This is a genomic window from Allobosea sp. P2_B12 (genome assembly GCF_056404835.1).
Map to the genome: position 1 here is coordinate 568,255 of NZ_JBFUDG010000003.1, position 24,846 is coordinate 593,100.

At 64.4% G+C, this 24,846-nt stretch carries 16 protein-coding genes; 7 read left to right on the forward strand and 9 right to left on the reverse strand.

All coding sequences use genetic code 11. The annotated features are described in order from the left end of the window. Positions 1 to 105 precede the first annotated feature (105 nt). On the forward strand, positions 106 to 1,686 hold the full coding sequence (locus tag AC1DYU_RS11470; protein ID WP_476791706.1) for a diguanylate cyclase domain-containing protein: 1,581 nt from the start codon (positions 106 to 108) through the stop codon (positions 1,684 to 1,686). 169 nt (positions 1,687 to 1,855) lie between these two features. Here the strand turns inward: AC1DYU_RS11470 and AC1DYU_RS11475 are convergent, their stop codons facing one another. The 9 genes from AC1DYU_RS11475 to AC1DYU_RS11515 all read right to left on the reverse strand — a co-directional run bounded on the left by AC1DYU_RS11475 (position 1,856) and on the right by AC1DYU_RS11515 (position 17,297). Then, on the reverse strand, positions 1,856 to 3,778 hold the full coding sequence (locus tag AC1DYU_RS11475) for a diguanylate cyclase domain-containing protein (RefSeq protein WP_476791707.1): 1,923 nt from the start codon (positions 3,776 to 3,778) through the stop codon (positions 1,856 to 1,858). A gap of 177 nt (positions 3,779 to 3,955) precedes the next feature. After that, entirely contained in the window at positions 3,956 to 4,858 is a 903-nt protein-coding gene (locus tag AC1DYU_RS11480; protein WP_476791708.1) for a GntR family transcriptional regulator, read from the reverse strand. A gap of 64 nt (positions 4,859 to 4,922) precedes the next feature. Next, positions 4,923 to 5,891 carry a Bug family tripartite tricarboxylate transporter substrate binding protein gene (locus tag AC1DYU_RS11485; protein WP_476791709.1) on the reverse strand — a complete coding sequence of 323 codons (969 nt, stop codon included), beginning with the start codon at positions 5,889 to 5,891 and terminating at the stop codon, positions 4,923 to 4,925. Positions 5,892 to 5,935: 44 nt separating this feature from the next. Further along, positions 5,936 to 8,608 (reverse strand): aconitate hydratase AcnA, encoded by a 2,673-nt coding sequence (gene acnA, locus AC1DYU_RS11490; RefSeq protein ID WP_476791710.1) that lies wholly within the window; start codon positions 8,606 to 8,608, stop codon positions 5,936 to 5,938. A gap of 565 nt (positions 8,609 to 9,173) precedes the next feature. Then, positions 9,174 to 10,187 carry an aldo/keto reductase gene (locus AC1DYU_RS11495; RefSeq protein ID WP_476791711.1) on the reverse strand — a complete coding sequence of 338 codons (1,014 nt, stop codon included), beginning with the start codon at positions 10,185 to 10,187 and terminating at the stop codon, positions 9,174 to 9,176. A 130-nt stretch (positions 10,188 to 10,317) separates the two neighbouring features. Then, positions 10,318 to 11,076, reverse strand: coding sequence for an alpha/beta fold hydrolase (locus tag AC1DYU_RS11500; protein WP_476791712.1), 759 nt, complete (start codon positions 11,074 to 11,076; stop codon positions 10,318 to 10,320). Positions 11,077 to 11,301: 225 nt separating this feature from the next. After that, positions 11,302 to 12,534, reverse strand: a complete 1,233-nt coding sequence (locus tag AC1DYU_RS11505; protein WP_476791713.1) for a flavin monoamine oxidase family protein — start codon at positions 12,532 to 12,534, stop codon at positions 11,302 to 11,304. Then, positions 12,531 to 14,072, reverse strand: coding sequence for a cation:proton antiporter (locus tag AC1DYU_RS11510; RefSeq protein WP_476791714.1), 1,542 nt, complete (start codon positions 14,070 to 14,072; stop codon positions 12,531 to 12,533). Before AC1DYU_RS11510 ends, AC1DYU_RS11505 begins: the two co-directional genes overlap by 4 nt. A gap of 396 nt (positions 14,073 to 14,468) precedes the next feature. Beyond that, positions 14,469 to 17,297 (reverse strand): winged helix-turn-helix domain-containing protein, encoded by a 2,829-nt coding sequence (locus AC1DYU_RS11515; protein WP_476791715.1) that lies wholly within the window; start codon positions 17,295 to 17,297, stop codon positions 14,469 to 14,471. 572 nt (positions 17,298 to 17,869) lie between these two features. Here AC1DYU_RS11515 and AC1DYU_RS11520 point away from each other — a divergent pair. The 6 genes from AC1DYU_RS11520 (at position 17,870) to AC1DYU_RS11545 (ending at position 24,843) form a co-directional block, all read left to right on the forward strand. Continuing rightward, positions 17,870 to 18,322 (forward strand): GlcG/HbpS family heme-binding protein, encoded by a 453-nt coding sequence (locus tag AC1DYU_RS11520; protein WP_476791756.1) that lies wholly within the window; start codon positions 17,870 to 17,872, stop codon positions 18,320 to 18,322. Positions 18,323 to 18,345: 23 nt separating this feature from the next. Next, on the forward strand, positions 18,346 to 18,807 hold the full coding sequence (locus AC1DYU_RS11525; protein WP_476791716.1) for a (2Fe-2S)-binding protein: 462 nt from the start codon (positions 18,346 to 18,348) through the stop codon (positions 18,805 to 18,807). A gap of 1 nt (position 18,808) precedes the next feature. Then, entirely contained in the window at positions 18,809 to 21,067 is a 2,259-nt protein-coding gene (locus AC1DYU_RS11530; RefSeq protein WP_476791717.1) for a xanthine dehydrogenase family protein molybdopterin-binding subunit, read from the forward strand. 9 nt (positions 21,068 to 21,076) lie between these two features. Beyond that, positions 21,077 to 21,709, forward strand: coding sequence for a hypothetical protein (locus AC1DYU_RS11535; RefSeq protein ID WP_158486882.1), 633 nt, complete (start codon positions 21,077 to 21,079; stop codon positions 21,707 to 21,709). Between the two features lie 138 nt (positions 21,710 to 21,847). Continuing rightward, positions 21,848 to 23,077, forward strand: coding sequence for an MFS transporter (locus AC1DYU_RS11540; RefSeq protein ID WP_476791718.1), 1,230 nt, complete (start codon positions 21,848 to 21,850; stop codon positions 23,075 to 23,077). 74 nt (positions 23,078 to 23,151) lie between these two features. Continuing rightward, complete coding sequence (locus tag AC1DYU_RS11545) at positions 23,152 to 24,843, forward strand: FAD-dependent oxidoreductase (protein ID WP_476791719.1); 1,692 nt, start codon at positions 23,152 to 23,154, stop codon at positions 24,841 to 24,843. The last annotated feature ends 3 nt before the right edge of the window (positions 24,844 to 24,846 follow it).

Below are 24,846 nucleotides of genomic sequence, written 5' to 3' on the forward strand. Positions count from 1 at the left end.
AGGTTCTTGACCACGCAGAAAGTATTTTGCCGTTATGCTTCAATACTGAATCGAACGAGTCGCGCGGCGATTCCGTAGCAAGTACTTGAGACGGCGAGGTTGCCCATGTTCATCCGCGTTCTGGACTGCATACGGACTGATCATGACGCGCGGCTCGTTATCCTGGCAATTCTCATCTCGCTGATTTCCGGATTTACCGTCTTTGCCATCATCAGCCATGCCCGCGCGCAACATGGCAAGGCGCGGCATGGCTGGGCCCTCATGGCGGCCTGCGTTGCGGGCGGGGGCATATGGTCCACGCATTTCGTTGCGATGCTCGGCTTCTCTCCTACTACCGCCGTCAGCTACGACATCACGTTGACCTTCGCCTCGGCGCTGCTTAGCATCCTGATCGCCGGCATGGCCATGCCGCTTCTGTTGTCGGCAGTCTCTCTCCACGCGTTGGGAGGGGCCATCGTCCTCAGTGCAGCGATTGCCAGCATGCACTTTACCGGAATGAAGGCGCTCGTCTTCGCCGGCACGCTCGAATGGGAGCCGGCTCTGGTTGCGCTTTCCCTCGGCTCCGGCGCGCTGCTGGCAGGCGCTGCAATTGTCATCGAACGTCGTTCCGGCGCGTTGCGGCATCGACTTGCGGCGACCGCGCTGTTCGGTGCGGCAGTCTGTTGCCTCCATTTCACGGCGATGGCGGCTGCGATCCTCAAAGCCGATCCAGGCCTTGAGGTTTCGGATGGCGACTTGTCGGAGTTTCTGCTCGGGCTCTCGGTCGCATTGGTGACGTCCTTGATCGTGATCCTCAGCCTGGTCACCGTATTCCTCGACAAGCGCGTCCATCGGGCTTCTGCCGAGGCCACACGAATGCGAAGCATCATCGAAGCCGCTCAGACCGGCATCGTCGTTTGCCAGAACCAGACGGTGATCGCGGCGAACCGCACCTTTGGCACCTTAGTGGATTTGAGGCAGGAGGAGATCGAAGGACGCCCTCTTGCAGATTTCGTCGCCGGGCCGCCCTCGATCGGACAGCGTCGCAACGGCGATATCGGCGAGGTCGAAAAGCGACTGATCACGGCAGGCGGTGCCCGGATCGATGTCGCATTCAGCGCGACGCCGATCCCGTCCTCCGGACCCCCGCTACACCTGATCGAGGTACGCGACATCCGTGCGGAAAAGTCGGCGCGGGAGCGCATGGCCTATCTCGCGAACCATGATGCCCTCACGGGCCTGCCGAATCTTCGCCTGTTTCGGAACGAACTGCATCAGGCCATCGAGGAGGCCGCTGCGTGTCGTGGCGAGGTGGGCCTGCTTTGGCTCGATCTCGATCACTTCAAGGAGGTCAACGACACCTACGGCCACGCCGCAGGCGACGCACTGCTCTGCTCCGTCGCCGAGCGTTTCCGATCCGCCCTGGACGAGCCGCATCTGCTGGCCCGCGTCGGCGGCGATGAATTCACGGTCCTGTGCAGGTCGGGACAGAGATGTGGCGATCCGGCCGCCGTCGCCCTGCGCTTGCTGGCCGCTCTGGCCGAGCCGGTTTTGGTCGAGGCCCACAGGCTCGAGGTCAGCTTGTCGATCGGCCTGGCAGTCTACCCGGACGACGCGGATTCCGCAGCCATACTGATGCGCAGGGCGGATAACGCGCTTTACAAGGTCAAGAAGAGCGGGCGCGGCCGCTGGAGCCGTGCTGCCTGATCCTTCAGCTAGATCCGTCCAGTCGGACCGGCAGACGATCACGGGAGAGCTCCGCGCTCCACCATCACGAGAGCAGCCTCGACTTCGGCGCGAGGCGCCTCGCCGAAATTGCCTCCTAGCTCCACGCTGTTGCTCCGCGAACCAAAAGCATCGGCGAAGACAGCGTTACCTACGCGCTCCTCGCGTGAGGCCAGGCCATAACCTGTCCCGACATCACCAGGCAGTCACGCCCGTTGGCCTTGGCTGCATAAAGCGCGCGATCGGCCGTCGCGACCAGCGAGGCGCAGTTCGTCTCCGTCGCGATGCTGGGCCAAGCGATCGCGCCGCCGAGGCTGGCAGTGACAAGCTCGGAGGGAGGGTTCAAGGCGTGCGGAATCCCCGCTTCGCGAAGGGCCTCGCGAAGCCGGGTGCCGACCCGCTCGCAGCCTTCGGCATCCGTGTTCGGCAACAGCAGCGCGAACTCTTCTCCACCGTATCTCGCTGCCAGATCGGCCGGCCGCCGCGCATGGTCCGCCAGAACACCTGCGACGGTCCGCAGGCAGTTGTCTCCGGCCTGATGTCCGTAGTGATCGTTGAATTTCTTGAAATGGTCGATATCGATCATCAGCAGGCCAAGAGACGTGCCGTCTCGCGCCGCTCGCGCCCATTCCTGCTGCAGCCGCTCGTCGAAGCAGCGGCGATTGGAAAGCCCGGTCAGCCCGTCGGAGGCCGCGAGCGCCGCGAGCTTGTCTTCGAGGTCCTTGTGTTCCGTCATGTCGCGCGAGATCGCCACGACGCCGTCTACCATGCCGGTGGCAGGCGTTCTCGTCACGCGCAAGGCGGTCTCGACCCAGATCTCAGTCTTCTCCCGGTGCCGCGTGCGATAGATGATCCTGGCCTCTTCGACGTCGCCGCGCTTCAGTGATGCGACCGCCTGTTCGACGCGGGGCAAATCCTCCGGGTTGACGCCCGCCAGGGCTGGCGTCCCGACGAGTTGCAAAGGGTCCCAGCCCACGACACGCGTGGAGGATGGCGACGCGTAGAGAACGCGCTCATCGAAGCCGATCCGCATGACCATGTCGCTCGATTCTTCCGCAAGCAACCGAAAGTCCGCCTCCTTGGCGGCGAGCGCGATCGCCATGCGTTGGCGCCCGACGAGTTGGCGCACGAGATAAAAGCCGATGATACCGATCACCACCGTCAGCACGACGACGACGGCCGTGCGTATGACGGCAGCCTGCCGCCAGGGCGCCAGAACATCCTCCTGGGCCTGGGTCGCCAGCAACAGCAGAGGATAGCGCTCGCTGAAGCGGTAGGCGCTCAAGCGCTGCAGGCCGTCCAGCGGGGATTTGAAATAATAGGCGCTGGCGGAGGGGCGCGACGCCCGCCCCTTCAGGAGAGGCGTCGCCGACATGTCCCGTCCGACATAGGTGCCGTCATCGGAACTGCGCGCGAGCAGAATGCCGCCGGCGCTCAGCATCGTGATGGCGCCATTCGGTCCAAGGTCGAACTGCCGATAGAACTGAGAGAAGTACGCAGCGTCGACCGTCGCGAGAACAACGCCGGCGAAACTGCCGTCGGGGTGGTTGAAGCGCCGGGACACCGTGATGATCCATTGGCCGCCCGATCGACTCTTGACGGGTTGCCCCAGATAGACGCCGGCGTCGTCAGACTCGCGATGATGCTTGAAATAGGCGCGGTCACTGTTGTTGAGGCCGGCCAGGTTCACCCTCTCCGTGGTTGCCAGCCAACGGCCTGTCGCGTCGTAGATGAAAAGGCCCCGGATACGTCCCAAAGTCGGCTTGCGAAGCTCCAGAAAAGCCTGAATTTTCGCGATCGCTGCTGAGTCCGTCCCGTTTGCTTCGAGCCTGCCGGCCAAGCCCAGCAGTGTCGCATCGGCAACCTCGACGGTGTCTTCCGCATGTTGCGTGAGCGAGCGCGCGAGATTGGTCATGTCGACCTCGGCGCTCTTCAGGTCGGCGCTCCTCGCCTGCCATTCCCGCCACCCACTGAGGGCAAGGAGCGCGACGCAGGCCAAGGTCACGAAAGCTGCGGCCCAGAACGGAAGGCGCGGCAGGCCATTGGCGTCATCATTGAGGCGAACCATGGTCATGGCCGGCTCCCTTCAGACCGGAAGCTCGCACCGGCGCGTTAACAAAGCTTAACGGAACGGCCTTTCGCCCCATTCGAAGCTTGAAAGCACAGTGCGATATCCTGGCATCAGAGATCGACGACGCCTCGATCCTCTCCGAGCAGACCGCAAGGGGCGGTAGACTTCATTCCCCTCTCGTCAAGGATTGAGCAGGGGCCGGATAACGTTGAGGTTTTCGATGGTATGGGACAGATGCACCCGCAGGCGCTCGGCAGCGTCCGCCTGCCGCCCCTCGGCCAGACAATCGAGAATGGCGAGGTGATCCTCGCACTGCAGCCGGTAGCGCTTGCGATCGAGCATGGAGCGATAGGACAGCAGGCGCCGGACTCGGTTGATCCGCCGGATCGTGTCCAGGAAAAACGGGTTTCCCGCCCCCGCCACGATGGTCTCGTGGAAACGGACGCCGCGTTCGTGGAGCGCGTCGGCGCTGTCGGTCTCGATCGCGCCCGCCAGGAGACGCTCCTCGGCAGCGCGGCATGCGGCGATGGCCTCCGGCGTGAGGTGATATCCCGGCTCGAGCAAGGCTGCGGGTTCGAGCGCGAGGCGCAGCCGGTAGGTCTGCTCCAGGCTCTCCGGCGTGTTCAACACTGGCGCGAAAGTCCAGCCATAGCCTGCACGTCGTTCCGCCCATCCTTCCTGATTGATCCGGTTCAGCACCGCGGCGAGCTCCGCGCGCGTCAGCCCATAGCCTTGTCTGAGATCGGATTCGCTGATCTGTTCGGGCAGCCGGCCACGGAGATGGTCATCGGCGATGCGGAAATAGGCCTGCGTGACGGCGTCCGGTTCCGACAAGCCCAGTGCCTCGCTGGAGGGCGGCGCGTCCTGCCCAACGAAAAAGCCCCTATTGCGCTCATGCCGCAGCACGCCCTTGTCGGCGAGAAGCTGCAGGGCCTGTCCGATTGGAAAGCGCGACACGCCCAGGCGCGTCGCAATGTCCTGTGATCGAAGATGAGAGCCCGGCGGCAGGCCGCCATCGCGGATCTCGTCAAGGATCCGGGCCGCAAGTGGCGTCGCCAGGTCCCGTCTTCCGCTGCCCGCCATGTGCCATGCCCCCACGCCGATGCTGCCGTTCGTCTAGGGACGGCACGGCCTGGGAGCAAGCGCGCTATTTCACCAGCCCGATCGTCTTGAGGATATCCCCGACCCGGACCTGCTCTTCCTTCAGGAATTTGGCGAAGGGTTCGCCGGCGAGATAGTAGTCGTCCCAGCCGCGTGCCTTGAGCAGGGCCTTCCATTCGCTGCTGGCGACCAGGCCGTCGAAGAGCTTGGTCAGCTGCGCCTTCTGGTCCGCCGTGACGCCGGGGCCGGCCATCACGGCGCGCCAGTTGACCACTTCGACATCGTAGCCAAGTTCCTTGAGCGTGGGCACGTCGACCCCTTCGAGCCGCTTGCCCGAGGAGATCGCCAGCGCGCGCAGCTTGCCAGCCTTGATCTGGCCCTCGAACTCGCCATAGCCGGATACGCCGGCGGTCACGCGACCGCCGAGCATGGCCGCCAGCGCCTCGCCGCCGCCGGAAAAGGCGACGTAGTTGACCTTGCCGGCATCGGCGCCGGCGGCCTTGGTCGCCAGCGCCGCGAGAATGTGATCCGCCCCGCCGGCCGATCCGCCTGCCCAGGTGACGCGGGCGACATCCGCCTTGATCGCCGCCAGGAAGTCCTTGACGGTCTTGTGCGGCGAGGTCTCGGGCACCACGATGACCAGCGGATCGCCCGTCAGCCGCACCAGCGGCGTCACCTGGTCGAGGCTGACGGGCGACTTGTTGGTCAGGATCGCGCCTACCATGGTGATGCCGTTGACCATCAGCTGGCTCGGGTCGCCCTTGGCGTTGGTGATGAACTGCGCCAGCCCGATCGTGCCGCCGGCGCCGGTGACGTTGTTGACCTGGACGCTGCGGACGGCCTTGGTCTCGGTCAGCACCTGCTGGATCGAGCGCGCCGCGCCATCCCAGCCGCCGCCGGGACCAGCCGGAGCCATGATCTTCAGTTCCTGGATCGGCGACTGTGCCAGCGGGGCGCCGGATGTGATGGACAGAGCCGCGATGCCGGCGGCCAGGAAAACTCTGCGGGTCGTCATGATGATCCTCCCAGGGATAGCGGTGTTCGCGCTTGTGCGCTGTTTCAGGCTTCCCGCGATGCTGCGGGTCGTGTTTCACCTGCTGCGGTGAAAGGCGTAGCGGACGCGCCCAGCAGGCGTCCGAGGATCAGGGAGATGATGCCGCCGGCACGCAGCGTCTCGCATTCGAGCGCGGTCTCGATGGCAGCCTTCAGTGCCAGGGGCTCGCCCGGACCGCCGGCCCGGTGGATGCGCGCTGCGACGGCGCAGCGCGGTGCGAGCGCGCCGGGCGCGGCCTCGATCTCGATCGTGTCGCCTGGCGCAAGTCCTAGCGAGCCGGGGCCGGTGCCGGGTGGGAGCTGAAGCGGCAGGATGCCCATGCCGATCAGGTTTGAGCGGTGGATGCGCTCGAAGCTGCTGGCGAGGACGGCCTTGACCCCAAGGAGGCCGAGGCCCTTGGCCGCCCAGTCGCGCGAAGAACCCGTGCCGTAGCGCTCCCCGGCCACGACCACCATCGCATCGCCCGATGCGCGGTAGCGTTCGGCGGCGCGCCAGAGCGGCAGAATCTCTCCGGTCGGAACATGGAGCGTCGATCCCGGCGGCAGGTCCGGTGCAAGCGCGTTCACCACCGTGCGGTTGGTGAAGAGACCGCGCAGCATGACCTCCCAGTTGCCCCGGCGCGAGGCGTAGACGTTGAGGTCCTTCGGGTCCTCGCGGCGCTCGACCAGCCATCGCCCGGCTTCGCTGGCGGCGGGGGTCTGTCCGGCCGGCGAGATGTGATCCGTGGTGATGTCATCGCCAAGGATCAGCAGTGGCTGAGCCCTGTAATGGCCGAGCCGGTGGGGCTGAACCGCCTGCGCGAAGGGCGGCGGCCGAAGCGCGGTCGAGGCCGGGTCCCATGGAAAGAGCGGCACACAGGGAGCGTCGAGGTCTGCCCAGTGGCGGCTCGTGGTCGCCTCGGCAAAGGCGCGGCTGAAGTCCGCCGGATCGAGGGCGAGCGCCAGCGCCGCGTCGATCTCGGCTCCCGTCGGCCACAGGTCGGCGAGCAGTACGGGTTCGCCGGCAGCGGTCGATGCCAGCGGAGCCGTCAGGATGTCGCGATCGGCGTCGCCGGCCAGTGCGTAGGCGACGACGAGCGCGGGCGAAGCCAGAAGCCCGGCCTCGACCTGGCCGTGGACGCGGCCGGGAAAGTTGCGGTTGCCGGACAGGACGGCGACCGGCAAAATCTCATCGGCATGGATGGCGGCATCCATCATCGGCAGGAGCGGCCCGGAATTGCCGATGCAGGTGGTGCAGCCATAGCCAACGATGCCGAAGCCGAGGGCCTCGAGATCCTCGAGCAGTCCGGCGCGCTCGAGATAGCGCTCGGCCGCCGGCGATCCCGGCGCGAGCGAGGTCTTGACCCAGGCCGGTGGCCTAAGGCCGAGCCTGCGTGCCTTGCGTGCCACCAGGCCAGCGGCCACGACCAGCCGAGGATCGGAGGTGTTGGTGCAGCTCGTAATCGCGGCGATAGCAACGGGATAGCGCGGCAGGGAAGCAGACGGCGATGTCGGCTGCGCCATCGCATCAAGCGCAGGAGCCACCGCTTCGGGAGCAAGCAAATCCTGTGGGCGGCTTGGGCCGGCAAGGCTGATGGCGATCGCGGCGAGATCGATCTCGACGATGTCAGTGTAGCGCGGCTGCGCCTGCGGATCGAACCAGAGCCGCTGCTCCTTCGCGTAGGCTTCGACCAGCGCGATCTGTTCCGGCGCCCGGCCCGTCTGCGCCAGATATCGCAACGTCGTTTCGTCGATCGGGAAATAGCCGGTGGAGGCGCCGAATTCCGGCGTCATGTTCGCGACGACGGCGCGCTCGCCGCCCGAGAGGCTGGACACGCCGGGCCCGAAGAACTCGACGAAGGCGCCGGTCACGTTACGGGCGCGCAGGCGCTGCGTCACCGTCAGCGCAAAATCCGTCGCACTCACGCCCTCGCGCAGCCGGTTGGTCAGGCGCACGCCGACGACATCCGGGATGCGCATCATCACCGGCACGCCGAACATCACGCTCTCGGCTTCGAGGCCGCCGACGCCCCATCCCAGAACGCCGATGCCGTTGATCATCGGGGTGTGGCTGTCGGTGCCGATCAGCGTGTCGGGCATCGCCCAGAGCCGCCCCTCGACGATCCGCGTCGTCACGACGGTCGCCAATTGCTCCAGATTGATCGTGTGCATGATGCCGGTGCCCGGCGGATGGACCCGGACGCCACGAAGCGCCTGCGTCGCCCATTTCAGGAAGCGGTAGCGTTCGCCATTGCGCTGATATTCGCGCTCCAGATTGAGCCGCATCGCCTCGGGCGACGCCGAAAGGTCGACCCCCAGCGAGTGATCGACCGACACGTCCACCGGCAGGACCGGGCTCAGGTGGTCGGGGTCTCCCCCTCCCGCGGCGATGGCGTCGCGCATGGCGGCGACATCGACCAGGGCCGGCGTGCAGGTGGTGTCATGCATCAGCACGCGGCCAGGCTGGAAGGCGACCTCGACGTCCGAGCTTCCGTGCGCGAGCCAATCGCGCAGGCCACGGAGAGCCTGGCTGCGTTCCTCGTGTGCCTTGGGCTCGCGAAGGACGTTCTCGGCGATGATGCGTAGAACATGGGGCAGCTGACGGTAGTCGTCGCCGAACGCTGCCTGGAGATCAGCGACAACGTAGCCGCCGCCAGCGAGGTGCGCGGTTCGAGTGAACGATGAAAACGACGGGCTCATGCACGATATATGCATAATGGCGACAATAAATGCAATATAGGTCGACCGAATTTCCATGACAGGGCCGGCGCAGACAGGCCATTGTCATCAAACCCATGTCACACATCGATGGGCGAAGCGCGGGTTTGTGGAAGGTCTGGCTCCGGGGTGACTAGCCTCAGATTTTGGCGCGAGGCCGACAGCGTGCTCGTGGCGATAACCGCTGACATAGCACGCGGCGAGAAGCGTCCCCCCGCGTGGACGACGGTTTCGCCGGAGCCGTCCTGGTGCCACGACTCTTCCTGGGCGGCATGGCGCACGCAAATCTGTATTCCGCCCCCAAACGCAAAAACCCCGCCGCTGGTGCGACGGGGTTTTCGGGTATTTGGTTGCGGGGGCCTGAAACCACCGAGATCAATTCACCAGCTTCAGGATTGCGCCAAAAGCTGACATTGGGTTGCAGTCCGAAAGCGGACACATCTCGCCAGCTTCGCTCGCCAATTTTCGATCCGACATCAGGTCTGGGAAAATCCGGCGACCAACGCAGTCCCGCGACCGCTGGATCCGACATCCAAGCGGGCTAGCGCTAGCGGCCGATGGGCAGCGGCGCGCCAGAATTCACCAGCCCGGCATCCTTCAACTCGCTCCAGAAGTCAGCGGGAACTTTCTCCCGGAGTGCGGCGCGGTCCTCGGCGATCCGGCTCGGCTGGCTGGCGCCGGGGATCACGGCCGCAACCGCCGGATGAGCGAGCGAGAATTGCAGCCCCGCGGCCTTCATGCTGATGCCGTGGCGGTCGGCGATGGCCTTGATCTGCGCGACCTTCTCCCTGATTTGCGGTGTCATCGGCGCATATTCGAAGTTCGGCCCGCCGACGAGCGCGCCCGAGCTGTAGGGACCGCCGACGACGATTCCGAGCCCGCGCTCGGCGACCATCGGCATCACGCGCTGGAGGGCGCGCTCATGGTCGAGCAGCGTATACCGCCCGGCCAACAGGAAACCGTCGGGGCGCGGGCCATCGAGTGCGAGCAGCAGTTCGATCGGCTCGACACGGTTGACGCCCAAACCCCAGGCCTTGATCACGCCCTCGTCGCGGAGCCGGTCGAGCGCCCTGAAGGCGCCCTTGCGCGCGGTCTCGAACACCCCGAGCCACTCGTCGCCATAGAAGTCCTGCGCGATATCGTGAACCCAGGCAATCTCGATGCGGTCGGTCTTGAGGCGCTTGAGACTATCCTCGATCGAACGCAACGTGGCATCCGCCGAATAGTCGTTCACGATCTTGTTCGGCAGGCCGTATTTGAAGACCTCGCCCTTCTCGCCAAGGTCGCGGGCGCTGACATCCTCGACCTCGTCCAGAATAACGCGGCCGACCTTGGTGCTGATCACATACTCGTCGCGCGGTCGCGCGACGAGCGCGTCGCCCATCCGGATTTCCGCAAGCCCTGCGCCGTAGAAGGGCGCATTGTCGAAATAGCGGATTCCATCGCTCCAGGCGGCTTCCACCGTCGCGAGCGCCTCCGGCTCGGGAATGTCTCGGAACATATTGCCCAGCGGCGCAGCGCCGAAGCCGATCTTGCTTGGGAGGATGTCTCGAAGTTTCATCTGGAAAGCTTTCTCCGGCCAACTTCCATCGATGAAATAGGACCAAATGCACGCGCGGGTAAGCCCGTCGCCCTTCGGATTTTCTCGGACAGACCACCGGTCAACGACGGCGTTCAGCGAGTGATGTCCTTTACTTGGCTGCCCTGATGATCAGATCAGATATCTTCTCGGGGAAAGACAGCATGGCAACATGGCTGGACGGGAGTTCCACTGCCACCGCTCGCGCGCGCTCGACCTGATCCTTCTGAAGCTGCGGCGGGATGATCGCGTCGTTCGTCGCGACAGCCATGAAGGTGGGCTTGTCGCGCCAGGCCGCGCGACCGACCCGCGTGGCGAGCGTGCCCGCATGAAGCCTGCCTTGCACGGTCGCCACCAATCTCTGCTCGGCAGCGGCCAGATCCGCCGCGAAGTATTTGGCGATACCGGCATCGCTAATCCTGAGAAAACCGTCCGCGTCGCGGATATACTCGGCCCGGCTCTCCAGCTGAGGATAGCGAGACGTGATATCGCTCTGAGTTTCGCCGCTGTCTGGAGCATAGGCTGCGACATAGACGAGCGATTTGACCTTCGGATCGTTGCCAGCTTCGGTGATGACGATGCCACCATAAGAGTGTCCGACCAGCACGACCGGCCCTTCAGCATCCCGGATCGCGCGTCGTGTCGTCGCCACATCGTTTTCGAGCGACTGCAGGGCGTTCTGAACAGCGATGACCTTCAGGCCGGCTTTTTCCAGCTGAGGAATGACCTTGTGCCAAGATGATCCGTCAGCAAACGCCCCATGCACAAGAACCACCGTATTCGCGGCCGCCGGCGCGACAGCCACAGCAGAGCCCCCCACGAGCGTGACCATGTACGCCAGGAGATACAAGAACCGCCGATAATTGCTCATTTCAATGTCCCTTCCAGGTTTTTGTCGATTGGGCCTCAGTTGATGATGGGGCCACTCCGGCAAGGCCTCTCGCACAGCGTATTGACCAGGCGACTTAGCCAATTGGCGATGGCAGCCTGTCGTTACGCCAAGCTTCGGTTTGAAATTAGCATGTGATCGGCGATCTCCTCCGTAAAATGGTGTAAAATGGGGCGCAGCGACGTCGTTTAAGGCACGATGTCGGCTTCAAGGTCGCCAGGATTGTCGATCGAGGATCAGCCGGGCCGCAGTCACCCCGGAGTCGTAAGCGCCGTGCGCGGTCGAATAGTCACTCGGTGCGCAGGCCTCTCCGGCAAAATAGATCCGATCCTCCCAGGGCGCGGCCAGCACGGCTCGGTAGTCGGAACAGCCAGGCAAAGCGTGACTATAGGCGCCCCGCGCGAACGGATCGCGGCCCCAGCGCGAGCAGGTCGCCAGCCGAAGGCGCCGTTTGATATCGGCGCCGAACAGTCCGACGAGTTCCAGGATTGCGAAATCCGCCAGATCGTCACCGTCCTCCAGGTCGCGAGCAGCAGCACCTCCCACGAAACCTTCGATCAGAGGGCGGCCAAACGGGCGGATCTGATAGCTTCCGGTCCTCGTTCGATGCGGGTTGCCGATTGCCTGTGTGTCGGGTTCAAAACCGTCCGGCGCGTCGAGATGAAACCAGACCTTGTCTGCCAGACCCAACGGCAGGCGCCCCGCCGCGTCGATCCTGTTATCGACTGCGTATGGCAGCCTCAGCGCGCCCGACGCCAGCAGGCCGGTCGAGATCGTAATGATGACGCGGGGCGTTTCGATCCGGCCCGCCGTGGTCAGGACGGAAAGCCGGCGCTCATGCGCTTCGATGGCCGTCGCGGCGATGCCCAGTCGAACGGGCAGCGCCCGCCCCGCCGCTTCAATGAGGGCCCCATAGCCCTGCGGCAACCGCCAGTTCGTTCGGGTATCCGCTGTGATGTAGGCGCGATAGTCCGCGATTGACACCTCGCTGAGCTGGGCTCCGTTCACATACGAGCTGTAGGCCTCAAGGAAGGGCAGCCAGGTTTGCGCGCCATGGAGCAGATCAGCCGCTCGATCGGTGGCGGGCTGGCTGCTCCGCACCTGGCCATCGAACGCTTCCAGCGCCGCTCGCGCGGCGTGTTGTTCGCTGGTGGGAAAACCGAGCTCGAGGAATCGATGCCCCCAAGGTGGCGGCGAGCGATCGACGTCAAAGCCGAGCGTTCCGGCAAGGACGGTCCAGGGATTGCGATCGGCGGAGTGTAGCCATCCGCAGCCAAGGTCGATCGGCCATCCCTCGCAGGTTACGGTATGCGCGCGTCCACCAATGCGATGGTTGGCCTCCAGGATCAGGAGAGATAGTCCTGCCGCGCGCAACGTTCGCGCTGCTGCGATGCCAGCCGCGCCGGCACCGATGATGACGACGTCGTATTCATCACTCATGCCGATATCCGGGCGGCCGCACCCAATTCAAGCCAGTCGAGTTCCTCCTCGAGCCGGTGGAATGCATCGTCGCCGATCTGCCCCGATCGCCGCATGTCGAGGGCGCGGCTTCGAGCCATCGCCAGAGCGACCCGCCTGAGCTGGTTTTGCTCCGTATCGAAATTTGTTTGATCCAGGGACTGCTGCAACATGTCGGCGTACTCCACCCTCACCATGCTGGCAGCGTTCGAATGGACGTCGGCAATCGCCTCGATACCCGCTTCAAGCGCCTCTTTGCGCGCCTGCCGGAGCTCTCGCTCGATTGGATGGTCATCCTCGATGGCGAGATACCGCAATAGCATAGGCAGGGTCAGGCCCTGGATGACCAAGGTTCCAACAACCACCCCAAAGGCCGAGATCAATATGAGGTCGCGATAGGGGAATTGGGGTGGCAGCGCGTAGGCCGCCGCCAGGGTGACGATGCCGCGCATCCCACACCAGGCGATGACAAGCCCGTCGCCGCGCGAAGATACATCGGGTTGCAGAGCGCTGTGGCGCCCGCCCTCCCCTTGCGAATAATCGGCGATCCGGTGCTCGAAAATCACCCAGACCAAGCGGACCACGATCACGGTCACGAGTATGGCGGCTGCTACGATCCCGTATTCGACGATCGTAGCATGGTTGAGATTGCCGAAAACCGGCCGAAGCTGCAGCCCGACCAGCATGAACGCGAAGATCTGCAGAACGAAGATCACCGTTTCCCAGACCGCATATGTCGGCACGCGAAGCCGCGCACTGGTGCGTGCAGGCGTCGACCAAGCGAGCGCCATCGCATAGACGACGATCGTGATGATCCCCGACAGGTGAAGCCGCTCGGCCAGAATCCAGGCACCGAACGTGGTGATGAACTGGAGAATGATCAGGCTTGGAGCATCCTCAAACCGCGCCAGGAAGCGCACGACAAGCCATCCCATGGCGACACCGAGCGCGATGCTGCCGAGCACGACGAGGCCGAATGTCGGCAGAGCTGCGACAGGTGAGAAGCCGCCCGTGACCACGGCGACGACTGCAAGCCGATAGATCAGCAGAGCGGTCGCGTCATTCAGCAGGCTTTCGCCTTCCAGGATCACGATCAACCGATGCGGCGGCCGAACCCGACGCAATATGGCTGTGGCCGCGACCGCGTCGGGCGGCGCGACGATGGCTCCCAGCGCGATCGCGGCTCCCCAGGGAATGTCGGGCACCAGCCAGCGGGCGACGAACGCGACTGCGACCGTCGTCAATCCGACGGCGATGACGACCAGCCCAGCGATGCAACGCCAGTTCCTGCGAAGATCGCGAACCGAGGTGTCGAAGCCCGCATCGAGAAGGATGGGCGCGACGAACAGGACCAGGACGAGTTCTGGGTCGAGAGGGATCTGGGGCGTGTTCGGGATGAACGCGAGAGCGGCTCCGGCAATCGCGAGAATCACCGGATAGGCAATGCCAGCCTTCCGCGCGAAGGCGGCCAGCAGGACCGCTCCCAAGAGGATCAGCAAGATCGCCTCGAACAGGACCATCGAACGATCTCCCCCGGCGAAAACCCACGAAATCGTACAAAACGATCGCGTCCGCGACGGCTCCGAAGAGAACAAAAACGTCAGATCGATTGTCGAAACCAGCCTTCAGATGCAGCTGGCTCGCGATTTTACATCGTTTTACCGCATGTGAGACGAGGCGTCGGATATGGATTTTGCCGTCATCCATTCCGCACTGCGCCAGGTTCGCCCTAGCATAACGGCAGGGGGGACAGAGCGATGGCCAAAGGAAAAGTCCTTGTCGTCGGATCCAATGCCACGTGCCTGGCGTTTGTCGTCGAGCCTGTTGATTTGAATTCGAAATAATATCGCCGTCGTGGATGCCGGCGGGTACCTCGTCGCTTTCACGCGGCAGGTGGGGTGCTCAGAAGCATGAGGTCACGGGCGGCGTTGAGCATCGGCTCGCCCACTATCGAAATGGCCGATCAGCGATCTCGGGACGATCTCCTGGATCGGCAGCAATCCATCGTCCCGCGCTGCAGATGAATTCAAGTAAGAACGAATGTGCCACCCTAGCGCGCCGCTTTTCTTGGCCAGTGACAGCGATTCCTCCAGAAGCGCCTCGCCCGAAATCTGGTCGCCAAGGCGCAATGTCAGCTCGCCCTTGAGGCGCAGGATTTCTGGCGCCACCCATAGGCGGCTGCCGCGCGCGAGATGCGCAAGTTGCTCATCGAGCAGGGCATTTGCGGCATCAAATTGGCCCGCCGAGATCAGCGACTCGACGAGGGCGAGCACGAATGCCGAGTGGTGCTGCATGAAACGTGCGCTTCGGAGCTCGTTCACCGCGTGCTGCATGAGTGGCAAACCGCGCTCGGGCTCGCCCCGCAGGACCTGCAGATGACCTCGGTAGCCCTGCGCGTAGATATGCCAGATTTCGAGACGGTGCCGCGCCGTCTCCTCGAACAGCTCGTCGATCAGGCATCCCGCCCGCTCGAACTCGCCATTCAGAAGGGCTAGCGGGCAGGCCGACTGGGCCAGCGTGTAGCAGAGTGAGAGCCGGTGATCGAGAGAACGGGCCTCGGCGAGGCTGGCTTCGGCCATGTCTGCGGCCGCTGCCGCATGGCCCTGCAGCCACAGCACGCGCGACAGTGTCATCAGCGCTGCGATGCGTGGAGCGACCTGATAGCGGGCGATGTGAGAACGATGGCCTGGCGGCGGGTAGCGATCCAGCATCCGCTCGAGGTGATGGCGCGCAGCTGACTGGGCGCCGAGAAAATGCAGCGAGGTTCCGATCAGCCTGTCACCGATTGCGAGATCGTCCGCATCCGTGGATTGCTCTGCGGCGTTCTTGAACTGGAACGCGCTGTCGAGCGCCGTCTCGAATGCGGCGTTCTTCATATGGCCTGCCCAGAGCCCCCATAGCGAGCGCAATCGATAGTCGTTGTCGTCCAGCCGTTCCGCGAGGCTGTGGGCGGCCTTCCACACGTCGCTCGTTTCCCGCGCCGTGCCGGCATTGTACATCAGGGACCAGCCCCGCGCGGTCTGCAGTTTGAGCACGATTGGGTCGCCGGTATCGTCTTCCTTGCCGTATCGCGCGAGCGCTTCCTCGACGCGCTCGCGACATTCGCTGACCAGCGAAAGCCGCAGCCAGAGCGGAATCGCTGCAACCGTCAGCGCGACGCCGCATGTCAGATCCCCATCCTGGGAGAAGGCCCAATTCAAGGCCGCTCGCAGATCTGGGAGCAGGCCTTGCTCATCGGTGGTCCGCCCGGAGCCTGGCCGCTCGGCCTCGGCCAGAAGATCGAGGCACAATTTTGCATGCCGCCTGGCGACTTCGGCCGCGCAGGGCGCGGCTGCGAGCTTCTCCCTGGCATAGGCGCGGGTGGTCTCCAGCAGGATGAAACCGGGTTCTTCCGCACCCGGAGCCGTGCTTACGATCGACTGCGAGACGAGATCGGCGACGCCCTCGATCACGTCCGCGGCGCTCAGTTCACCCCACGCAGCGACTGCCGCGGCGAAGTCCAGGGTGAATCTGTTCGAAAATGCGGCCAGCCGCCGCATGAGCGCTTGATCGCGTGCCGTAAGCAGGTTGAAGCTCCAGTCCAGCGTAGCATGGAGCGTCCGTTGCCGTGGCAGGGCCCTGCGCTCGCCGTGGGTGAGCACCGCGAAGAGATTGTCCAGCACGGCGGCCAGCCCCCGGACGCCGAACGCCTCGAACCGTCCCGCGGCGAGTTCCAGCGCCAACGGTATGCCGTCCAGGCGCCTGCAGATGTCGGCCACGAAGCGGCCATCGTCATCGCGAAGCGCCATGCTGCCGCGACGGGCGGACACGCGTTCGACGAACAGAGCCGCAGCGGGAAAAGCCAACGCTTCATCCAGGCTGAGTATCTCCGAGGCGGGCGGCACGGCGAGCGGCTGCAGTCGGTAGACCCACTCCTCGGCGATCCGCAGCGGCTCCCGGCTCGTCGCCAGGAAGAAAACATCGGGCGCATGCCGCAGAATCGCATCGACGATCTCGACCACGGGGTCGATCACATGCTCGCAATTGTCGATGACGAGGAGGCATGCCTCCTCGCGCAAATAGTGCACGATGCTCGACACCGCATCGTCGCCAGCCAGGACCGCACCGAGCGCCGACGCGAATGCGCTCGGAACAGCGTGACCATCGGATAGCGAAGCGAGATCGACAAAGACGATCTTCTGCCAGGGAGGCCTTTCCTCCCCCTCGCGCATCTTTGCGATCACGGAAAGAACCAGTGTCGTCTTGCCGACGCCACCCGTGCCGACGACAGTGACCACTCGCTGCTGCTGGATTTGCTTCGCGAGCGTCTGGATCGACCGATCCCTTCCGATGATTCTGCCCGGCCATACGGGGGGCGAACCGAAGCCTTGCCGATCCGCGGCGGGAGCCCGGTCGCCGGGCGGAAGCACCAGCCTGCGGTGCACCGTCTCGACGAAGCTGTATCCACGATTGGGCACGGTCACGATGTATCGCCGGCCATGGCGCCCGTCGCCGAGGACGCGACGCAGTTCGTTGATCTGGACGCGAACATTCGCTTCGGCCACGAACGTACTCGGCCAGGCGCGCGCGAGAAGCTCATCCTTGCTCAGGATCTGCCCCGACGCTTCCACGAGCAGGCAGAGGAGGTCCAGGGCGCGACTGCGGATGCCGACCGGCTTGTCGTTCTCGAGCAGGATCCGGCGCGTCGGCATGAGCTCGAAAGAGCCGAACGACAGAACCTCGTCTGATCTGTCGATTCCTGTCATGGCGTCAGGCGCTTGGACGGGGCTTGCTGCACGCCGCTGACCGGCCGCCAAGCTCCGGCAAGAAATCTGCTCGTCCGATCGCCGCTTGAACTGCTGTTCATCACAAGGCCCACCGCGTCTGACCGGCGCCCGCGCGCCCCACGATCCTAGCCCTCGGGTGCCGCGGCCGTCCACGCGGCCGTCATTCCCAGTTCGAATGCCCGATCGCATCACGGGCAACGCTTCGCCATGCACGCTTGAAGCCGGACCGGAAACGATTGGTGCGCGATCCCTGCACCATCTGATTGGGCCCCATGGCGGTTTCAGCAACCTCGGTCGTTTTCCTGCCTATGGCGGGGGATGGCCGGTGCAATCAATCCTGCAGTTTTTCATTTTTACATCTTTTAACCGCCGCTCGCGGCGCCTCGGTGCTAACTTTTGTCCCAGGCAATACGGAAGGCGGAAACGATCGTCCGGCCGCAAAGACAGTAATCGTTCAGTTGATACTCGCCTATCGATCGCTATTGGCGCCGCCTCTCGTTGCGTTCGGGTCGATCGGCCAACTGGACGCCGGGTCGAGAGAAAGGGGATGCATGCCTCGCACGCTCGATACACTGACGCTAGCGGATGCAAAGCGGATGCTCGAGGCCGGCGAGGCCAAGGCAGCGAATCTCGGCGTTCCCTACAATATCGCGGTGGTCGATGCCGGTGGCGCCCTCATCGCCTTCACCCGCCAGGACGGCGCTCTCGTGGGAAGCATCGATCTCGCGATCAGCAAGGCGAAGACGGCGCGCATGTTCGACAAGACGACGGATTATCTCGCCGGATTGGCTCAGCCGGGGGCGCCACTGTTTGGGATCGAGCAGACCAATGGCGGCCATGTCGTGATTTTCGGAGGTGGCCTGCCGGTGAAAGTCGATGACCAGATCATCGGCGCGGTCGGCACGAGTGCGGGTTCGATCGAGCAAGACATTGCGGTCGCCGAGGCGGCGGCCGCGGTCATCAGCGGACCTGCGGAAGATCCTGTTCGCAGCAACGCCCCGTAACGCTACAGAGGGAAGGTGTTGGCATGCTTGAACTCACCGTCAATGGGACCAAACATCAGGTAGACGTCGTCCCGGAGATGCCTTTGCTCTGGGTTTTGCGCGATGAGCTTGGCATTACAAGCCCCAAATATGGCTGCGGAATCGCTCAATGCGGCGCCTGTACGGTGCAGATCGACGGAGCCGCCGTTCGCTCGTGCCAGGCGCGTATGGCTGACGTCGCCGGCAAGGCGGTCACCACCATCGAAGCGGTCGGCAACGGAAAGCTACACCCCGTGCAGGAAGCCTGGATCGAGCACCAAGTACCGCAATGCGGCTACTGCCAGACCGGCCAAATGATCCAGGCGATTTCGCTGCTCAAAGCGGTTCCCAAGCCGACGGATGAAGACATCAACCAGGTCATGTCGGGAAATCTCTGCCGATGCGGCACTTATGAGCGCATTCGCGTTGCGATCCATGCCGCTGCCGAAAAGATGGGAGGGAAATGACATGCGCGAGATGCCGGATCTTTCGCGACGCACCTTCGTGTTCGGCTCGGCTGCGGTCGCTGGCGGTGTGGCCTTCGGTCAGTATGGTCAAGCGCAACAGGCACCGTCTTCCGCTGCCGCGACGAATCCGCTCGCGGCGAACCTTGGTCCGCATTCGGTCACATTCAATCCGTGGGTCGAGATCAGTCCGGACAAGATCACACTGATTGCCCAGCATGCCGACAAAGGCCAAGGCGTCGGTTCCATCCAGCCCCTCATGATCGCCGAGGAACTGGATCTCGAGCCGGGTCAATTCGAGATCCGCTTCGCCGGACCTAGTCCCGCCTATTTCAACACGGGCTTCGCCCACGAACTTGCACCCTTCATGGCACCGGACCAAAGCCCAGGAGCCGAGAAGGCTCGCGCCTCCGCGCTGGAATGGCTGAGGAAAGCCGGGCTGCAGATGACCGGCGGCTCCAGCGCCATTCCAGATACCTATGAAAAGCTGCGTATGGCCGGCGCGGTCGCGCGGGAAACGCTGAAAGCGGCCGCAGCCAAACGCAGCGGGGTCGCGGCCGCCGACCTGCGTACCGAGGCCGGAAACGTCATCCTGCCGAACGGGACGAAGATTCCCTATGTCGCGCTTTCGGCCGATGCGGCGAAGATCACGCCGGTCGCGGTCACCAAGCTCCGCGACCCGTCGCAATGGCGAATTCTCGGCAAGCCGATGGAGCGGCTCGACATCCGTTCGAAAGTCACCGGCGAAATGAAGTTCGGTATCGACCGGAGGATGGACGGCATGGTGTACGCGGCCGTCAAGCTGAACCCCAACAAGGGCCAGCCGATCCGATCCTACGATGCGAGCAAGGCTCAGACGATGCCGGGGGTCCAGAAGATCCTCAAGATATCGAATGGCATCGCGGTCATCGCCACGAACAGCTGGTACGCGATGCAGGCGGCCGAGCGTGTCGACTGCGTCTGGGAGCCGAGCACATATCCGGCCGAACAGGCCGACCACTGGAAAACCGTATCCTCGTCCTTCGTTCCGCAGTTCCTCGGCAAGGAGTGGCGCAACGACGGTAATATCGAAGCCGGACTGAAAGACGGAACGCTGATCGAAGCGGAATATCGCGCACCCTACGTCGGTCATCAGCCGCTGGAGCCGCTCAACGGCATCGGCATCGTGACCGACAAGGGAATGGAAATCTGGGTCGGGCATCAGACGCCGCAATCGGTGCAGTCCATCGCGGCCACGGCGATCGGCATGAAGCCAGAGCAGGTGACCTTCCATAACGAGTGGATGGGTGGGAGCTTCGGGCTCCGCCTCGAATTCGATAATATCAGGGTGCTCGCCGAGATCGCGAACCAGATGCGCGGGACACCGGTCAAGCTCGTCCTCTCGCGGGAAGAGGACTTCCTGCAGGATATTCCGCGGCAGATCGCGATGGGCAGATATCGGGGAAGCGTCAAGGACGGGAAGATCATCGCGGCCGATGCGCAGGTGGCGGCGACGGCGCCTTTCAAGGAACTCCTGGCCAGGATGGGGTCGCCCTCGAACGACCCTGACGGCCAGCTCGCGGTCGGCATCTGGAACGTCTATTACGATATTCCGAACTACCGGGCGACAAGCTTCGAAGTGCAGGGATTGTCGCCGTGCACAACCTGGCGGTCGGTTGGAGCCTCGGCCAACGGCTTCTTTACCGAGAGCTTCATCGACGAATTGATTCACGCCGCGGGGCTCGACCCGCTCAAGGCGCGCATCGAGATGTGCAAGATCCCGATCTACCGCAAGGTCCTGGAAACCGTCGGCGAGATGGCGGATTGGAAGGGGCCTCTGGGAGGCGGGAAGGGCCGTGGCGTCGCGTTCGTCGAGTCGTTTGGAACGGCTGTCGCCGAGATCGTGGACGTGACCATGACCGACGCGGGCATCAGGATCGACAAGGTCTGGGTGGCGGCCGATGTGGGCAAGATCGTCGATCCCGTCAACTTCGAGAATCTCGTCCAGGGCGGCGTCGTCTGGGGCCTTGGCCATGCCATGAACTGCGAACTCACCTATTCCAAGGGCGCCGTCCAACAGACCAACTACAATCACCACGAAGCCATGCGCATGTATCAATGCCCGGCGATCGAGGTGCGCGGCCTGGAGAATGACTACACCGTCAGGGGTATCGGCGAGCCGCCCGTACCGCCTGCGGCGCCGGCGCTGGCCAACGCGATCTTCGCGGCGACGGGCAAGCGCATACGGGAGATGCCCTTCAACAAGTTCATCGATTTCGTGTGAGGGCGGGCCATGCGAAAAATAACCCTGATCGCGCTCACATGTGCCGGTTCGTCGATGGTCGCCCTGGCGGGGCTTGTCCTTGCCAAGGACGTATCAAAAGATGCGTTGCCATCAGGCAGCATCAGCCGGGCCGAGGGGCTGCAGGCATGGACAAAGATCGAGGCGGTGGTGACGCATCCTCGCTGCGCCAATTGCCATGTCGATGCGAAGGCTGTTCCCATCTGGACCCCGGCCGGCGAAAGCAAGCCAAGAGTACACGGCATGAACATCCATGGCGGGCAAAGCCGCATTGGAGCAGAGACGGTTCCGTGTTCGACCTGCCATGTCACGTCGACGCTGCCGAATCCACCCGCGCCCGCGCCCATGCATGCGGGCATCGGCTGGCAGTTGGCGCCGGTGGAATTCATCTGGTTTGGCAAGAGTGGAGCCGAGATCTGCGCCCAACTTAAGGATCCCAAGCGGAATGGCGGTCGCGACGCGGTCGGCCTGCTCGAGCATTTGAGGCACGATGCATCGCTCAGCGGATTTATCCCCAGAGCGTGGGAGCCCGGCGCCGGCCGTGCGATTCCGCCCGGAACCTTCGAAGAGCATGTCAAGGACATGGCTCGTTGGGGGGCTGCCGGGCAGCCCTGTCCTGGCTAGGAGGCCAGGACCGCGGTGCTGGCGATGCGGCACTCCCCAATCGCCGATCCTTCAGAGCGCGGTCGGATGGCGAGACGTTTTGGCTGATCGCTGCACGCGGATCGGCGCAATCCCTAGACCCAACGAATGGAGGGAGCGATGCTGGACAAGGCCTATCGCGGTCAATGTGCCGCCGTGAAGGTGCATTGCGCGAACGAAGCGGAGCAACGCAACAGCGGCCTCACCCTGTTCGCCCTGGCCCTCGGCAGCTTCTGCATCGGGACGTCCGAGTTTGCGAGCATGGGGATCCTTCAGCTGTTCTCGGCCAGCCTCGGCATCGATATCCCCACGGCGACCAACGCGATTGCGGCCTATGCCTTCGGCGTGGTGATCGGTGCTCCTCTGGTGACGCTGGTGGCGGCCAGGCTGAACCGGCGAACGCTTCTCCTATGCCTGATGGGCCTGTTCGTCCTCGGCAACGTCCTGTCGGCAGTCGCCACGGATCTCGGCATGTTCGCCATAGCGCGCTTCGTCAGCGGCCTGCCGCAGGGGGCGTATTTCGGCGCCGGCGCCGTGGTGGCGTCCTACATCGTCGGCCCCGGTCATGCCGGAAAGGCGTTCGCGCTGGTCATGACCGGACTGACCGTCGCGACGATCATCGGCTCACCGCTGGCGACCCTCCTCGGCCAGACCATGGGGTGGCGAAATACCTATTTCACCGTCGCCGGGATCGCCGTTCTGGCCTTCCTTGCCTTGTGGACCTGGGTGCCTCGGACCGAGGCGCTTCACGGCGGGCCCGTCGTCCAGGAGCTTGCCTCGCTGCGCAATCCGGCCGTCTGGGCCATGATGGTCGTCGCGGCGCTCGGCGTTGCCAGCATCTTCGCCGTGTACACCTTCATCGGCCCCTTCGTCACCGATATAGCGGCGCTCGATCAAGCCTGGATCCCGATTGCGCTCGCGCTGTTTGGGCTTGGCATGGCCGCCGGCAACGTGATCGGCGGGAGGCTGGCGGATGTCTATCCCGCACGCGGATTGGTCGTGGGCTTCGGCGGTGCCCTGATCGTGCTTGCGGTGCTGGCCGCCGGCGGCCGCCATGTCTGGATCCTGATGCCGGCGCTGTTCGGCGTGGGCACGACGATGATGGTCGCCATCCCCACCATTCAGGTGCGCCTGACGGGCTTCGCGCCGGAGGCGCCCACGCTGATGGGTGCCATGAACCTCGCGGCGCTCAACGTCGCCAACGCCATCGGCGCCTGGGCAGGCAGCGCGACGATTGCGGCCGGCTACGGCCTGCTGTCTGCCGTATGGGCGGGCTTCGGGCTGACGCTCCTGGGCCTTCTCGTCTTCGCGCTCGCCTTGCCGAAGGCGCGCCAGCTCGCGCCCGCCTGATTGCAGTGAGGCTCTTCATCTGGTCGGATGGTGTCGCACGAGACGTGGCATAGGCGCGATATGGAGGTCACCCCATGGCAATCGGCGATGCTCGGCGAGAGCAGATGTTTCCGACGCTGTCCGCCCTTCAGATTGCCATGGCGCATCGCTTCGCGAGCGGCGCACCGCACCGCTTCGGCCCTCGGGAGGTCGTCTACGAGATCGGCATCCGCAACGCCCCCTCCTGGCTGATCCTCGATGGCTCGGCTGACGCGATCCAACGCAGCGCAGCCGGCCAGTCGTCCGTGGTCACCACCTACGGTCCCGGCCAGTTCACCGGCGAGACCAATCAGCTCTCGGGCCGTCCGTCCCTCATGTCGGTCGTGGCGGGTGACGCTGGCGCGGTTGCGATCCCCTTTGATGCGCCGCATCTGCGTGCGCTCGTCATCGGATCGGCGGATATCGGTGAAACGATCATGCGCGCCTTCATCCTCCGGCGCGTCATGCTGATCGAGGAGGGGCAGACCGGCGGCGCAGGCTCGGTCCTGGTCGGACGCCGGGATGATCCGAGCATCGTCGGATTGTCTGGATTTCTCACCCGCAACGGCTACCCCCATACCGTCATTGCCGCGTGCGAGGCAGAGGGCCGCGAAGTGGTCGAACGGCTTGGCGTCGCTCCCGAGGATCTGCCGCTGATGATCTGCCCGAACGGCACGTTGCTCAGAAGCCCCAGTAATGCGGATGCCGCGTCCTGTCTCGGCATCACACCGGATCTCGATCCGAAAACTGTCTATGACGTGGCGGTCATCGGGGCCGGGCCGGCCGGACTTGCCACGGCCGTCTATGGCGCATCCGAAGGCCTGTCGGTCCTGGTCCTGGACAGCCGCGCGTTCGGCGGCCAGGCGGGCGCATCCGCCCGGATCGAAAACTATCTCGGCTTTCCCACCGGCATCTCCGGACAAGCCCTAGCGGGCCGGGCCTTCAATCAGGCGGCGAAATTCGGCGCCGAACTCGCCATCCCACTGACCGTCGGATTGCTCCGCTGTCACGGAGCGGATGCGGAAGTCCCGTTTACCCTCGAGCTCAGCAACGGCGGCACTGCGCGGTCGCGCACCATCGTGATCGCGTCTGGAGCGCGCTACCGGCAGCCCAACATTCCCAATATCGAAGAGCTGGAAGGGGCCGGCGTTTCCTACTGGGCATCGCCCATCGAGGCGCGACTTTGTGCCGGCGAGGACGTCGTCCTGGTCGGCGGAGGAAACTCGGCGGGCCAGGCCGTTGCCTATCTCGCACCGCAGGTCAGGCATCTGCACCTGGTGGTGCGCCGCCCCCTCGAGCAGACCATGTCCCGGTACCTGATCGATCGGATCGCGGCATTGCCCAATGTCGAATTGCATATGGGCAGCGAGATCGTCGATTTGCACGGCGACCGGGCGACGGGCCTGACCGGGGCGACGTTGCGGGACAGCCGGACTGGTGCGATCCGGGAATGCACGTCGCGCCACCTCTTCCTGTTCATCGGTGCCGATCCCAATACGCGATGGCTCGATGGCTGCGTGGCGCTCGACGGACCCGGTTTCGTCCTCACGGGGGAGCGCGCCGGTGACGGCGAGCGGCTGCCGCTCGAAACCAGTTGCCCAGGCATCTTTGCCGTCGGAGACGTGCGCGCCGGCTCGACCAAGCGGGTCGCCGCCGCGGTCGGCGAAGGTGCCGCCGTCATCGCACAGATTCATCCCGTCCTGGCACGGAACGTCGGACGCGCATCGAACGCGCTGCGGCAAGCGTGATCG

What these genes read in the sequence shown, in the direction of transcription:
- AC1DYU_RS11545 (WP_476791719.1), top strand. Translation starts at nt 23,152, where the DNA reads ATGGCAATCGGCGATGCTCGGCGAGAGCAGATGTTTCCGACGCTGTCC.
- AC1DYU_RS11535 (WP_158486882.1), top strand. Translation starts at nt 21,077, where the DNA reads ATGCGAAAAATAACCCTGATCGCGCTCACATGTGCCGGTTCGTCGATG.
- AC1DYU_RS11495 (WP_476791711.1), bottom strand. Translation starts at nt 10,187, where the DNA reads ATGAAACTTCGAGACATCCTCCCAAGCAAGATCGGCTTCGGCGCTGCG.
- AC1DYU_RS11475 (WP_476791707.1), bottom strand. Translation starts at nt 3,778, where the DNA reads ATGACCATGGTTCGCCTCAATGATGACGCCAATGGCCTGCCGCGCCTT.
- AC1DYU_RS11525 (WP_476791716.1), top strand. Translation starts at nt 18,346, where the DNA reads ATGCTTGAACTCACCGTCAATGGGACCAAACATCAGGTAGACGTCGTC.
- AC1DYU_RS11515 (WP_476791715.1), bottom strand. Translation starts at nt 17,297, where the DNA reads ATGACAGGAATCGACAGATCAGACGAGGTTCTGTCGTTCGGCTCTTTC.
- acnA (WP_476791710.1), bottom strand. Translation starts at nt 8,608, where the DNA reads ATGAGCCCGTCGTTTTCATCGTTCACTCGAACCGCGCACCTCGCTGGC.
- AC1DYU_RS11470 (WP_476791706.1), top strand. Translation starts at nt 106, where the DNA reads ATGTTCATCCGCGTTCTGGACTGCATACGGACTGATCATGACGCGCGG.
- AC1DYU_RS11480 (WP_476791708.1), bottom strand. Translation starts at nt 4,858, where the DNA reads ATGGCGGGCAGCGGAAGACGGGACCTGGCGACGCCACTTGCGGCCCGG.
- AC1DYU_RS11520 (WP_476791756.1), top strand. Translation starts at nt 17,870, where the DNA reads ATGCCTCGCACGCTCGATACACTGACGCTAGCGGATGCAAAGCGGATG.
- AC1DYU_RS11505 (WP_476791713.1), bottom strand. Translation starts at nt 12,534, where the DNA reads ATGAGTGATGAATACGACGTCGTCATCATCGGTGCCGGCGCGGCTGGC.
- AC1DYU_RS11530 (WP_476791717.1), top strand. Translation starts at nt 18,809, where the DNA reads ATGCGCGAGATGCCGGATCTTTCGCGACGCACCTTCGTGTTCGGCTCG.
- AC1DYU_RS11540 (WP_476791718.1), top strand. Translation starts at nt 21,848, where the DNA reads ATGCTGGACAAGGCCTATCGCGGTCAATGTGCCGCCGTGAAGGTGCAT.
- AC1DYU_RS11500 (WP_476791712.1), bottom strand. Translation starts at nt 11,076, where the DNA reads ATGAGCAATTATCGGCGGTTCTTGTATCTCCTGGCGTACATGGTCACG.
- AC1DYU_RS11485 (WP_476791709.1), bottom strand. Translation starts at nt 5,891, where the DNA reads ATGACGACCCGCAGAGTTTTCCTGGCCGCCGGCATCGCGGCTCTGTCC.
- AC1DYU_RS11510 (WP_476791714.1), bottom strand. Translation starts at nt 14,072, where the DNA reads ATGGTCCTGTTCGAGGCGATCTTGCTGATCCTCTTGGGAGCGGTCCTG.